Source organism: Stenotrophomonas sp. YJH_SMC_16, from assembly GCF_059367875.1.
This window is the reverse complement of record NZ_JCAFRH010000001.1, coordinates 818,340-831,414: the sequence shown is the minus strand read 5'-3', so window position 1 is coordinate 831,414 and position 13,075 is coordinate 818,340. Positions and strand designations below refer to the sequence as shown.

At 67.7% G+C, this 13,075-nt stretch carries 11 protein-coding genes; 5 read left to right on the top strand and 6 right to left on the bottom strand.

Annotated elements, in window-relative coordinates; genetic code table 11:
- Nucleotides 1–23 precede the first annotated feature (23 nt).
- From AC5P6E_RS03740 to AC5P6E_RS03730, 3 genes are all read left to right on the top strand, one after another.
- Complete coding sequence (locus AC5P6E_RS03740) at nucleotides 24–536, top strand: hypothetical protein (protein WP_019336311.1); 513 nt, start codon at nucleotides 24–26, stop codon at nucleotides 534–536.
- A gap of 73 nt (nucleotides 537–609) precedes the next feature.
- Nucleotides 610–2,448 (top strand): M3 family metallopeptidase, encoded by a 1,839-nt coding sequence (locus AC5P6E_RS03735; RefSeq protein ID WP_019336312.1) that lies wholly within the window; start codon nucleotides 610–612, stop codon nucleotides 2,446–2,448.
- Nucleotides 2,449–2,450: 2 nt separating this feature from the next.
- The gene (locus AC5P6E_RS03730; protein ID WP_029550636.1) at nucleotides 2,451–3,854 is read left to right on the top strand and encodes a TPM domain-containing protein; all 1,404 of its coding nucleotides are present in this window, start codon (nucleotides 2,451–2,453) and stop codon (nucleotides 3,852–3,854) included.
- Nucleotide 3,855: 1 nt separating this feature from the next.
- On the opposite strand, the gene AC5P6E_RS03725 is transcribed toward AC5P6E_RS03730, so the two are convergent.
- From AC5P6E_RS03725 to AC5P6E_RS03715, 3 genes are read right to left on the bottom strand one after another with little or no spacing between them, the layout of a single operon-like run.
- Nucleotides 3,856–4,527, bottom strand: coding sequence for a VOC family protein (locus AC5P6E_RS03725; RefSeq protein ID WP_019336313.1), 672 nt, complete (start codon nucleotides 4,525–4,527; stop codon nucleotides 3,856–3,858).
- A 54-nt stretch (nucleotides 4,528–4,581) separates the two neighbouring features.
- Nucleotides 4,582–5,661 carry an alpha/beta hydrolase family protein gene (locus AC5P6E_RS03720; RefSeq protein ID WP_495230706.1) on the bottom strand — a complete coding sequence of 360 codons (1,080 nt, stop codon included), beginning with the start codon at nucleotides 5,659–5,661 and terminating at the stop codon, nucleotides 4,582–4,584.
- Between the two features lie 13 nt (nucleotides 5,662–5,674).
- Nucleotides 5,675–6,502: an AraC family transcriptional regulator gene (locus tag AC5P6E_RS03715; protein WP_010482125.1), complete on the bottom strand. Its 828-nt coding sequence runs from the start codon at nucleotides 6,500–6,502 to the stop codon at nucleotides 5,675–5,677.
- Nucleotides 6,503–6,701: 199 nt separating this feature from the next.
- Between AC5P6E_RS03715 and AC5P6E_RS03710 the strand changes: the two genes are divergently transcribed.
- Together AC5P6E_RS03710 and AC5P6E_RS03705 are read left to right on the top strand one after the other, a co-directional pair.
- Nucleotides 6,702–9,104 (top strand): TonB-dependent receptor domain-containing protein, encoded by a 2,403-nt coding sequence (locus tag AC5P6E_RS03710; RefSeq protein WP_019336315.1) that lies wholly within the window; start codon nucleotides 6,702–6,704, stop codon nucleotides 9,102–9,104.
- A complete protein-coding gene (locus AC5P6E_RS03705; protein ID WP_019336316.1) occupies nucleotides 9,104–10,405 on the top strand; it encodes an aminotransferase class V-fold PLP-dependent enzyme in 1,302 nt (433 codons plus the stop codon). The genes AC5P6E_RS03710 and AC5P6E_RS03705 overlap by 1 nt, the downstream gene beginning before the upstream one ends.
- Nucleotides 10,406–10,627: 222 nt before the next feature.
- On the opposite strand, the gene AC5P6E_RS03700 is transcribed toward AC5P6E_RS03705, so the two are convergent.
- From AC5P6E_RS03700 to AC5P6E_RS03690, 3 genes are read right to left on the bottom strand one after another with little or no spacing between them, the layout of a single operon-like run.
- Nucleotides 10,628–12,142, bottom strand: coding sequence for an aminotransferase class I/II-fold pyridoxal phosphate-dependent enzyme (locus AC5P6E_RS03700; protein ID WP_019336317.1), 1,515 nt, complete (start codon nucleotides 12,140–12,142; stop codon nucleotides 10,628–10,630).
- Nucleotides 12,143–12,151: 9 nt separating this feature from the next.
- Nucleotides 12,152–12,751, bottom strand: coding sequence for a DUF6436 domain-containing protein (locus AC5P6E_RS03695; RefSeq protein ID WP_010482120.1), 600 nt, complete (start codon nucleotides 12,749–12,751; stop codon nucleotides 12,152–12,154).
- Complete coding sequence (locus AC5P6E_RS03690; protein WP_019336318.1) at nucleotides 12,751–13,029, bottom strand: hypothetical protein; 279 nt, start codon at nucleotides 13,027–13,029, stop codon at nucleotides 12,751–12,753. Before AC5P6E_RS03690 ends, AC5P6E_RS03695 begins: the two co-directional genes overlap by 1 nt.
- Nucleotides 13,030–13,075: the final 46 nt, after the last annotated feature.

Here is a 13,075-nt window from a genome sequence, read left to right as displayed (position 1 = left end):
CGGACCGGATTCAGGATGAGCCCATGCGTCGATACCCTTCTCCTGCACTGCTGGTGCTTGCCTGCGGCGCGGTGCTGGTTGCCTGCACGCCGGCGCCGCAGCCACCACAGACAGCGGCCGAAGCCGTGACTGCCGCAGCGGCGTCGGCGACCAGCGCCACCGAGCCCACACCTGTGGCTGCAGCCAGTGAATGCCTCTACCCGGAATTCGATACGTTCCTGAAGCATTTCGGCAACGAGATCACGCTGCAGGAAAAGGCCACGGCCGATCCGCTGCTGGACAGCTACATCGATGCGGAGGCCGAGCCGGAACCGCGCAAGGTGGAAAGCCGGTTGGCGCTGGCCGATGTCGAGTGGCCGGTGATGCCCGATCCAGCCGCGTTGGCCGGGCAGGGCCGCGAAATGCAGGTCAGCCCCCTGGCAGATGGACAGCGGCAGGTGCAGATCCGCATACCGGACAGCAGCGACCAGCAGACCTATACCTTTGCGCAGACGCCGTGCTGGACGCTGGTCAAGCGTGAGGACGAGTCGATCTGAAGCCTGATCCGGCACAGGCGCGGCGGGCCAGTGGCTGCTAGGCTCGATCCCTGGTCCAGGCAGGGAGACGCCGATGCAGGCTTTCAGGAAGCGCACCACCACCGCCGCCGTCGTCGCCGTATTGGCGATAGCTCCCTTCAGCGGCGCCCAGGCACAGTCGGTGCATGCCGATGACCGCGCCTACTTCGCCAATGCCACCGCCGAACAGGCCGCGCGTGTCGCCCTGGGCAGGCGCGTCGAGGCCCTGCAGCAGGCGTCCACCCTTGCACCGGCGGAACGCTTCCGGCAGGCCGAGGTACTGGAAGCGCAGTGCCTGCGTCATCTCGGCTACCTGCACCTGCAGTCCGCCCGCAATGCGCGTGATCAGCGTCCGGCCCAGGCGCTGGATCAGGTGACGGGGCTGTGCAGCCGCATCGCCCGCAGTGGTCGCGCCGCACTGCGCGAGGCACCCGCAGATGCAGCGTGGGCAGCACCGTATGGCTTCCTGCGCGCACGCGCGCTGAAGGAGGCTGCCACCCCGGCCAACGCCGCGCTGGATGAGGCCGTGGAGGCACTGGCCGATCCGGCGCTGGACAGCTTCGCGCGCCTGCGCGGGCAGATCCTGCGCAGCGCCGAGTACCCGCAGATCGCGCACGGCGGCCGGCACTGGGACACGGGGCGCGACAAGCAGGCGCTGGCCCAGCAGCCCGACCGTGCCCTGCGCGAGGCAGGCTGGAAGGGTTACTGGCAGGGGCTGCACTCGCGCCGTGAGCCGATGGCTTCGGTGCTGCTGGGGCTGGTGCAGGTGAATGACGCGGCCGCACGCCTGCAGGGCGATGGCTCGGCGCCGGCACACGGCTACCAGCGCATGGGTCTGGATACCGCCGTAGTGAATGCAACGCTGGTGGCGATCGAGCAGCACGCGGGGGACCGCCGCGCCTACCAGGAGATGCTGCTACGCCACGCTGCGCGATCGGGCATCAACGCGCCGCAGATCTGGGATACCACCGTGCCCGATGCCGGCTACACGCCACCGGTGCTGACGCTGGCGCAGCTGCGCGACAACGCCGCCGATGCCATGCAGCATCTGGGGCCAGCGTACGTCGCCGAACTGCGCGCGCTGCTCGATCCAGCCAACCAGCGCATGGACCTGGCCACCGAACGCGGTGACCGCAGCCAGGACGCGTTCTCGGTGAGCGCTCCCGGTGTGCCGGCAATGCTGTTCGTTGGCGTGCGCCGTGGCGATCTGGAAAGCGATGTCGAAATCGCGCATGAAGCGGGTCATGCCGTGCATGGCGAGTGGATGCAGCGCGGTCATGCGTCGCCGCTGCAGCGCAATGGCAGCCAGTGGCTGACCGAGGCGTTCGCGATCTACAACGAGCTGCGCTTCCGCGACCAGCTGTACCAGCAGGCACAGGACCCGCGTGCCAAGGCCTATTACCTGAAATCGCTGCTGGACGACATGGTGCTGCAGCTGTTCACCTCCTCCGAGGAAGCGCAGCTGGAGCAGTCGATCTACCAGGGCGTTGCCGCCGGTACGCTGGGCACCGCCGATGATCTGGACGCGCTGACCGGGCAGGTGCTGGCGCGCTTCGGCCAGCAACCGGAGCGCTACCCGCAGCTGCGCAACACCTGGATCGGCAAGCGCCTGATGTATGAAGACCCGAACTATCTGGTGAACTACCTGTATGCGGGGCTGCTGGCCGTGCAGCTGTATGTGCAGGACCAGCGCGACCCCGACGGGTTCCGTGAGCGTTATCTTGCCGTGCTTGGCGAAGGCTTCGATCGCGCGCCGGACGAGCAGGTGGCGCAACTGCTGGGGCACGCGCCAGACTGGGCGGCCCTGGTGGATGCCGATCTGCAGGTGTTCAACCAGGCGGTGGCACAGCTGCAGGCGCTGCATGCGCGGATCGAGGCAGGGCAGGGTACGTGAGCATGCTGCGCGCAGGACAGCGGACTGCAGCCATGAGGTGGCTGTTGTTGCTGCTGTGCCTGCTGCCGATGGCGGCGCTGGCGGCAATCCCGGTCCCGGCGCTGGACGATCCCGTGGTGGACACTGCCAACGCGCTGTCCGCCGAAACCCGCGCCACCCTGCGCAGGCAGGCGATGCAGCTGCAGGTGCAGAAAGGTGCGCAGCTGCAGGTGCTGGTGGTACCCAGCGTGGGCAACGAGGGCATCGAGGCCTACGCCCAGCGGGTGTTTGATCAATGGCAGCTGGGCCGCGCCGGTATCGACGACGGTGTGCTGTTGCTGGTGGCGGTGCAGGATCGCCGCGTACGCATCCAGACCGGCTATGGCCTGGAAGGTGCGCTACCGGACGCGTACGCCGCTCGCATCATCGACAACGCGATCGTGCCGCGCTTCCGTGAGGGCGATTTCGACCAGGGCGTGCTTGATGGCACGACGATCATGGTGGCGCTGATCGAAGGCGAGGACCTGCCTGCATGGGAAGCGCCGTCGGCCAGCAATGTGCTGCCTGCGGACTGGCGCCGCGCAGACTCGGTGGTGGCGTTGACCCTGCTGGCCGGCTTCCTGGCCGGGCTGTGGCGCTCGCCGCCGCCATTCCCGCCTGCGAAGACCGAGGACGATTTCAGCGGCAGCCGTCGGGAGCGGCGGCGCAAGGCACTGGCCGCCAATGCGTCGGCACCGAGGCCGAGCTGGCCGACCTTGCCGGCCTGGGGGCGTCCGATGCTGGTGACAGGGGTGGTTGCCGCAGGCGCGCTGTCCGTGGCGTTGCTGCTGCCACGCCACCTGCTGCCGGGCCTGTGCTTCGTGATGGCGCTGGGCGTGCCGGTGGCGGCCCTGCTCGGCTGGTGCTGGCGTCGCAGCCGCGGGGTGCGCATCGTCCTGTGCGGCATGCTGGCACTCAGCGCGGTCTTGCTGGTGCAGGCGCTGCTTCGTGGCCAGCTGCCACCGAGCCTGGTCCGGCATCTGCTGCTGCAGGCGGCCGCGGGCGTTGTCACCCTGATGGTGTTCCTGCTGGTGCAGGCCTGTCGCGCACGCTGGAAGAAGAACCGCAGCAGCTTCGTTGTGCGCATGACCGTGCTGGTGCTGTTGACCCTCGGTTATGTCGGGGGCGCGTTGCTGGCGATCCATCGTGCCGAAGGTGACGATCCACGGCTGCTGGCGATGATCGTGTCAGGTGTGTGTGGCGTGCTGCTGTACTTCGTAGGGTTGTTCACCATGTTGCCGGGCGAGCGCGCACGTGGCCGGGTTTCGTCACGCCGCGAACGCAGCGCGTCCAGTTCGTCATCCAGCAGTTCGTCGTCGAGCAGCTCCAGCAGCTGGTCCGGAGGCGGTGGCCGCAGCGGCGGAGGTGGCGCGTCCGGCAGCTGGTAGCTCAGATCGCCTGTACCCGCCAGCCGAGTGCAGCGTCCTCCACAACGCCCGGGCCGGCCACGTCGCCGACCTGCAGCAACAGGCCCTGTGCATTGGGCAGGTCCTTCTGCTCGGGGAACCAGCGCCGGTCCGCAGCGACCACGATCAGCAGGCCCTCGTCGTCGCCCATCGGCGCGAACTGCGGCGAAGGCGGGCTGATCGGTTGCAGGCCGAACCGCAGGCTGGACTGCTCGCGCACCGCAGCGACATCGTGGCTGGGCAGGCCGACCTCGCTCAGGCAGGTCAGTTCGCTGCCGTGGAAGGCGCCCTGATGCGTACTGGCCGGCAAGCGACGGCGGCCGATCAGTTCCAGGATCAAGCCATCGGGGCCGGTGAAGTACACCGACTGCGACTGCCAGCTGCTCTCCAGCGCGAAGTAGTCCAGTCCCGCCGGATTGCGCTGCAGTGGCGTGCGTTCGCGCAACCAGGTCATCGCCTCGCCGAAGCGGTTGTCCGGCACGTTGAACGCCAGGTGCACACCACCGAGCGGACGTCCTTCAGCGGGCTGCAGTTCGATCGTGCTCCAGCCGATGTGCACATGATTGCCGACCACGCGCTGCTGCAGCACATCGTGGAAGTAGCTGGCCACGGCACCCACGTCAGATACCGGCAGAGTGAGGTGCAGCAGGCGCATGATCGGTTCTCCGTGGACGCGCCCACTGTAGCGCCGGGCCATGCCCGGCGGCCACTAGCGCAGTGAATGGTCGAAGAACCGTATCGCTGCATCCACTGCCTGCGCGTGGGTCTGTGCCTTTGGCACCGACGTAGTGCACAGGTCCTGCAGCCGCTGCTGCCCGGTCGCGGTACACGCGGCCAGGAAATCATAGTGGCCCACATCGGCCAAGCGCTGCAGTTCCGCGCCCGGAATCAGGGCCCCGGCGGCCGCGCCATTGGTCTGTGGCGGCGCAACCGTGTCAGCCTCACCCAGCACGATCGACACGGGCAGCCGCAACGAGGACAGCTGCTCGGGCGCGAAGGCCTGGATGATCGCCGGAGCCAGCAGGAATGCCGCCCGCACGCCGGGAATGGCGCGCGCGTCGTTGGCCTGGGAGATCCATGGCGCCAGTGCTGGAGAGGCCGCAGCGGCAACGCGCGCTTCCATTGAATGCGTTGCGGCCTCCTGTTGAGGCCGGCAGACGCCGTCATCCGGATGTGCGGTGCAGAAGGCCAGCAGTCGCTGCAGGTCCGGTCGTGCACCGGCTGCCAGCAGCGCCGTGTAGCCACCAGCCGAGAACCCGGCAACCCCCAGGCGTTCAGGATCGACGTGCGGGCCCAGCACTGGATCGGCCCGCACGGCCGCCAGAGCGGCGCGCAGGTCATCCGCACGCAACCAGCTCAGGATGCTGCCGGGCAGCGTCATCGTGTCAATGCCGTTGTTGCCTGGATGATCGACCGCGATCACCAGATACCCGGCCCGCGCCAGCGCGGTGCCCAGCCAGCCCATCATGCGCGCACTGCCGCCGTTGCCATGCGAGAGCAGCAGCGTTGGCAGGCGATCACCCGCGACGGGAGCCTCCATCGCGGCACGTCCGACGTCGAACAGCGGCGCGTCGGGCGGGCCGATGGTCAGGGCGGTTTCCCGGCTGCCGGCCAGCGCTGGATACCAGACCGTGTAGCGCAGCGCGTCGTGGTGCTGCGCATCGCGCACAGCCCCGCTGGCCACCGTGGTGGCGCCGTGGCGCTCGCCGGCTGCCTGCGTCTCGCTGGCATCGGCCACGGCAGCGGAGACCATGAGGATCATTCCCAGCACAGCAACCGTCATGCGCATCTTCAGTTCCTTGTCAGTTGGGACGTTCGTCGACTGGCAGCCAGATCTCCACGCCGCCGTTGCCGGTGTGCTCATCGAATCGGGCGTCGTAGCATTCCAGATCCGGTGCATCGGCAAGGCTGAGGTTGGACGCAGGAAGATAATGATCCAGCAGCCAGAACCAGGTCGAGCGGATGGTCGAGATGTGCGCGCCGTGCCAGGCCACCAGATAGCGACGCGGCGGAATGTGCACACTTTGCCAGTGTGCAGGCACGCTCGGCACCACGCTTGCCGGCAGTGCGGCGATGTAATCGAAGCCGCCATCGTTGTCGCTGTTGCAGCACACACCGAAGCTGATCGGTGCGGGCGTCGGCCATTCGCGGTTGAGCTGCGCCCATTGGCCGGGAATCGCGCCGCCACTGTCGCGGGTATGCCGCATGCCGATGCCCACCACCTGGAAAGCGGGCGTGTCGAGCAGCCGCGGCGCTTCACCGCAGGGCGCCGGCGCATCATCCACGCGGATCGCCTGTACCAGCGCCAGCCCATCGGTGCCCTGTTCGCGTACGCGCTCCGGCGTCTGCCCGAACTGTTCACTGAAGGCGCGGGTGAACGCGGCATGGGTGGTATAGCCGGCCCCCAGCGCGACCTGCAGGATGTCGCCCGCACCGTTGGCCAATCGTTGCGCGGCGGCGGTCAGGCGCCGTCCCCGCAGGTAGCGCACTACCGAGGTACCGGTGCGGGCCTGGAACAGGCGTGAAAGATGGAAGGGTGACAGTCCCGCCGCAGCGGCGATATCGGCCAGTGCCAATGGCCGGTCCGCATGGGTTTCGATGTACCACAACGCCTTGCCCGCCGCGCTCATCTGCCTTTCCCCGAATCCAATGCCGGCACAGTAGCGGATCGGCAGGCGCGGCGCTTAGCAGTTCTTGCGCCTGTGCGGCATCAAGCTGTCGTACTGACGTCATGCCTCCTTCACACATCGGGCCGAGACTGCGCGCCTTGTCCAGGCCTGTTGTGTCCGCACAGGTGCTGGCCCTGTCGCGTCCTCCCGGAGCCTTGCTGTGCATCGTTCGAAGCTTTCGCGTTCCATCCTCCTTGCCCTTTCCATGGCCAGCGCAGGAGGCGCGATCGCAGCGGAGGCCGATGCGATCGACGCCGCAGGCGGTAGCCGTGCCGTGCCCACCCAGCTCGATGCGATGCTGGTCACCGGTACCCGTGCCTCCAACCGCACCCAGTTCGAAACGCTGGCGCCGGTAGACGTGTTCACCAAGGAAGACATCACGTCCGTTGAATCCACCGACCTGAAGGATGTGCTGGCCCAGCTGGTGCCGTCGTTCGTGGTGCAGCGCCTGCCGATGGCGGACGGCCAAGTGTTCGTGCGCCCGGCGACCCTGCGTGGCCTGTCGCCGGACCAGACCCTGGTGCTGGTCAACGGTCGTCGCTTCCACCGCAGCGCGCTGCTCGGCAACCGTGGCGCGCAGGCCGCCGACCTGGCGCAGATTCCGACCAGTGCAATCAAGCGCATCGAGGTACTGCGTGATGGTGCGTCTGCGCAGTACGGCTCGGACGCCATCGCCGGTGTCATCAACATCATCCTCGAGGATGGTCCGGGCACCGAGATCACCGCCGGCTATTCGCAGTACGCGCAGGGGGACGGTGCCTCGCGCGACTTCAGTGCGCGCACCGGCTGGTCGCTGGGCGACTATGGCAGCCTGGTGCTGTTCGCTGAGTCGTCCAACTCCGACGCCACCTCGCGCACCCGCCAGCGCCCCGATGCCATCGCCTTCCAGGCGGCCCATCCGGAGCTGGAGGTACCCAACCCGGTGCAGCGCTGGGGCCAACCGGAACTGGAGAGCCGCCGCGTCGGCTTCAACGTCAAGGCCAACGCCAGCGAGACGCTGGAGCTGTATGCGTTCGGCCTTTACAGCCACAGCGATGGCGTCAGCGATTTCAACTGGCGCAACCCGGACACCACCACCGGTGCCTACCGCACCACGTCGATCTTCCCGGGCTGGAACCTGCGCTCGCTGTATCCGGTCGGCTTCAGCCCGCAGTACGGCAACGTCCAGAACGATCTGCAGCTGGTCGGCGGCCTGCGTGGCGAGATCACGCCGAAGCTGCGCTGGGATGTCAGTGCTTCGTATGGTCGCAACGCCATCGACTACAGCCTGAAGAACTCGATCAATGCCTCGCTGGGTCCGGCCAGCCCGACCGCGTTCGACCTCGGCCGCCTGACCCAGACCGAGAAGAACGCCAACGCCGACGTCAACTACGAGTGGGAGGTGGGCGCGCTGTCCAAGCCGATCAACGTCGCCTTCGGTGGCGAGTTCCGCCAGGAGACCTACCAGGTGCGCGCCGGTGATCCGGCCTCGTACGCGGTGGGCCCGGGCGCGGTCGCGGGCCTGGAAGCCAATTCCAATGGCGCACCGGGCTTCTCCGCCAGCCAGGCCGGGCAGTGGAGCCAGCGCAGCAAGGCCGCCTACGTGGATATGGAAGTGCCGCTGGGCGAGCGCTGGAGCATCGGTGCGGCCAGCCGCTACGAGGACTTCTCCAGCTTCGGCAGCACGCTGGACGGCAAGCTGTCGGCGCGCTTCGCGATCACGCCGGACGTAGCCCTGCGCGGTACCGTGTCCACCGGCTTCCGTGCACCGACGCCGGCGCAGCTCAACACCACCAGTACCACCCAGGGCCTGGACACGCGCACCCTGCAGATCTTCACCAGTGGCCGCCTGTCGCCGAACGATCCACTGGCGCAGCTGCTCGGTGCCAGGCCGCTGAAGCCCGAAGAATCGCGCACCGCCTCGCTGGGCCTGACCTGGCGCACCGACCTCGGCCTGTCCGGTTCGGTGGATGTCTACCAGATCAGGCTCACCGACCGCTTCAGCCAGTCGGCCAGCTTCGCCATTCCGGCCGGTACGCCCAATCCGCTGGGCTATACCTCGGTGAACTACTTCACCAACGACTTCGACACCACCACCACCGGCGTGGACGTGGTCGGCAACTACCTGCGCGACCTCGGCGCAGGCCGCATGACGCTGACCCTGGCCTACAACTACAACCGCACCCGCGTGGACAACGGCAGCACCTCGGTGGCGACCAACGAAACCCAGCGCGTGCTGTTCGAAGACCGCCTGCCCGAGCACAAGGGCAGCCTGACCGGCAGCTGGGACATCGGCGCCTGGTCGCTGATGGCGCGCATGCGCTACTACGGTGCCTGGACCGACTCCAGCGGCAACGCGGTCGGCGATATTTATCAGCGCTTCGGGGCGATGAGCTTCCTTGACCTGGCTGTGGGGTATCGCATCAACGAGCATCACAGCCTGCGCGTGGGTGCCGACAACGTGTTCGACCGCTACCCGGATGAGGCCACGTTCCAGGCCAGCCGCGGCCTGGTCTACTCGCGCAACGCGCCGTACGACACCGACGGTGCCAATCTGTACGCGCAGTACCGGCTGAGCTTCTGATGGACCCGGCCCGCCGTTCCCTTCTGCGTGCAGGTACCCTGCTGCCGGCTGCAGCTGCACTGTCTTCACTGCCCGCCACGGCTGCCGCGCGTTACGCTGCACCCATGCAGATTCCCGCAACGACCGTGGCGCCGGACGTGCTGGCCCGCGATGAAAACTACTGGACCGCCGTGGCCAGCCACTTCGACATCACCGACGAAGTGAACCATCTGGAGAACGGCTACTGGGGCACAATGGGGCTTGAGACGCTGGCCAGTTACCAGCGCCACACCGCTGAAGTGAACCGTGGCAACGCCTGGTACGGTCGTCGTGAGTTCCCGGCGCAGTACATGACGGTACAGCGGCAGGTGGCCGAGCTGCTGGGTGTGGGTGCGGATGAGATCGCACTGACTCGGGGCGCCACCGAGGCGATGCTGGCGTTGATTGGCGGCTACAACCGCCTGCAGCCCGGCGACCAGGTGCTGTATGCCGACATCGACTACGACAGCATGATCGGCGCGATGCGCTGGCTGCAGCAGCGTCGCGGCGTGCAGGTCGAGCGCATCGCGCTGCCGGCGGTGCCCGACCACGCGCAGATCCTGCAGGCGTATGAGGACGCATTCGCGCAGTTTCCGCGCCTGAAGCTGGTGCTGCTGACCCAGGTCAGCCATCGCCATGGGCTGGTGCTGCCGGTGGCCGAGATCGCCGAGCGTGCACGCGCACGGGGTATCGACGTGATCGTCGATGCGGCGCATGGCTTTGGCCAGATCGACTACGCGGTGCCACAGCTGAAGGCCGATTTCGTTGGCATCAACCTGCACAAATGGATCGGTGCGCCGGTCGGCGTCGGCGCGATGTACGTGCGCAGGGGTCGCGTTGCGGACCTCGACCCGTACATGGGCGAGACCGACGACGGCCGCGTGGGCAGCCGCGTACACACCGGCACGGTCAACTTCGCCGCCTACCTGGCACTGCCGGAAGCGATCGCGCTGCACCAGCGCATCGGCGTGGCCAACAAGCAGGCGCGCCTGCGCTACCTGCGCGAGCGCTGGACGCTGCCGGCACGGCAGATGGCGCATATTGAAGTGCTGTCTTCGCCGGATCCGGCGCTGGCCAGCGCATTGGCCAGCTTCCGTTTGCGTGGGCGCACCAGCGTGGCAGACAACATGGCGCTGCAGAAGCGCCTGCTGGACGAGCATCGCGTGTTCACCACGCATCGCGACGGGTTGGACTCCGGCGCCTGCGTGCGGGTGACGCCGTCGGTGTTCACCCGGCCGCAGCAGATGGATGCGCTGGTGCAGGCGCTCTCCGCCCTGGCCTGACCCTGCTTGGGTAGGTGCCAACCTTGGTTGGCACATTTCGAGCGTGGCGGGAAATCTTCCGCCGGGCAGGGTCCGGCGCTACCGCTCTTCTCCAGCCTGGTGGGTGCCGACCATTGGTCGGCACACCCTATCCACGCATGGCGTGCACGGACATTGCCAACCAAGGTTGGCATCTACCGAAGCGGATCCCGTAGATCCACGCCCTGCGTGGATGCTCTCTGCCTACCGCTCGATCGCCGGCAACGCATCGGACAACAACAACCGGTCAATCCGCCGCAACGCACTCTCCAGCTGCCGTCGGTCCGCCGCCAGCCCCAGCGACAACCGCACGCCGTACTGGTGCGAGACCCCCGGCGGACAGAACGCCGATGACGGCGCAATCGCCAGCCCCTGCAGCTGTGCGGTACGCACCAGCGTGGCGTCGGTCCAGGGTGCCGGTATCCGGCACCAGGCATGCAGGCCCTCCGCGCGCTGCAGCAGCGACGGCGCGAGCAGGTAACGTGCCATGCGCATGCGCTCGCGTGCCTCGGTGCGCACCTGGGCCAGCAGCGACTGGGCCGAACCATCCAGCAGCAGTTGGCTGGCCAATGCCGAGACCAGCGGATGGCCCATCAGCCGCGTCGCCCGCAACGCAGCCGTCATCGCCTCGGCGTGCGCAGCGCTCGGGCACTGCACGAACGCGGTGCGCAGGCCAGGGCTGATCACCTTCGACAGCGTCGCCACATAGAACACATGGCGCGGTGCCAGCGTTGCCAGGGGTATCGGTGCATCTTCGGCAAGGTGCCAGTACGGATCATCCTCGATCGCCAGCAGGCCTTCGCTCTCCAGTACACGCGCCAGCGCCTCGCGCCGCTGCAGCGGCAGGGTCAGCGCGGTCGGGTTCTGGCAGGTGGGATTGAGATAGACCAGGCGCGCGCCGCTTTCGCGTGCCTGCCGCAGCAGCGCTGCAGGACACATGCCGTGTTCGTCGCCGTCCACCGGCAGCAGCCGCCGGCCCAGTGCGGCGGCGGCCTGCAGCAGGCCCGGGTAGACCAGCGCATCGCAGAGGATCGTATCGCCATCGCGGCCCTGGCTGACCAGGATCGCGGCCAGCGCCACCTGTGCGCCTTCGGTCAGCAGCAGGCAGTTGTCAGCCACGACGCCCAGCATCGGCTGCAGCCAGCGCGCCGCGGCATGGCGATCAGTGGGGTTGCCGCCCCCCAGGTGATAGGTCATCAGGTTCGGTGCGTTGCTGCGCGCAAGCACGGCGGCGGCGCCGCGACGCAGCGTCTCCGCCAGCGCGTCGGCATCAGGCACCGGCGGCACGTTCATGCTCAGGTCCACCACCTGGTCGAAGCCGGCCTTGGGCGGTGCGATGAAGCTGCCCTGTGGTCCACGCGCTTCGATCAGGCCACGCTTGCGTGCTTCATCGAAGGCGCGGGTGACCGTGGTCAGGTCGATGCCCAGCTGCTGCGCCAACGCGCGCTGCGAGGGCAGGCGCTGTCCCGGTGCCAGACCACCACGGCGCACCGTGCGCTCCAGTGAATTGACGATGCGCAGATAGATCGGGCCGCTGTGCGCGAGCACGTCCTGCACCCATTCGCGGGCTGCGACATCCGGTCGCGGCATGTACGGAGCATGTCGGGGCGTATCGTTGCTTCCAACGGCGGGAGCCTGTCCATAACCATCGGTCGGTTCGGACAGGTGACCGCCGTTGTTGTTTGCGGCGGTCGCACCGGCCAGCGTCAGTGATGTCATTGCGCGTCCTCAGCGCTTGGCCTGCCAGGGGCAGTAGCAGCCCACGGCAAGCAGTCCCTTGGGGCGCACGGTTTCGCCGCGCACCAGTCTGTCCAGCAGCGGTTCGACGAAACTGTTGGCCGAGTTGCAGACCATGCCGATGCTGTACGGGCCGGCGTAGGCCAGATGGCCCTGCCGGTCCCAGATCGCCACCGCAGGGCTGGCCGGGATGTGCTCGATGCCGTCGATGGACGGCAGGTTGATCACCTTGTTGCGCAGCGGCTCGGGCAGTTCGCCCTGCGTGCCAGGGCGACGGATCGCGTAGAAGTCGATGCCGGCGCGGCGGTACATGCTGATCAGGTAGCTCAGGTGGGCACCGGTCTCGCGGTTGCACACCCCGCAGGCCGGGTCCCAGAAATGCACCACGCGGATGCGGCCGGTATCTCCGGCCAGATCGGCCGGCAGGCGCAGCTGCGAGTCGTCGAAGACGATGGCCTGTTCGGTGAACGTGGACTGCGCGCTGTAACCGAAGTACTGCCACAGTGCAGCCGCCACGCCTGCCATGAACAGGCAGGCGAGGGCGATCATCGTCGGCAGCAGCCAGCGGCGGCGCGGCGCGGCTGCGCCCATCAGGAGTCTTCCCGGCCGAACTTGTGCACGTACTGCTTGCGCATCTCGCGGCAGGAATCGGCCTGCGCGCGACGCTGGATCTCGCTACGCGACGGATCCTCGCTGCGCTGCAGGCACTGCTCGATGGCATGGCGTTCGGCGGCCTGTACGTCCACGGTCTGCGGCTGCAGGCAGACCCAGGCCAGCGCGGCCAGCATCAGCACAACAAAGCCACCGCACCCGGCCATCACCAGGTGGAACTTCAGTTTCTCGGCGCGCATCGATGCACGTCCCTTCATCCATACATTGCATACAAAATATCATCTTGTATGGATGTCGTGCCAC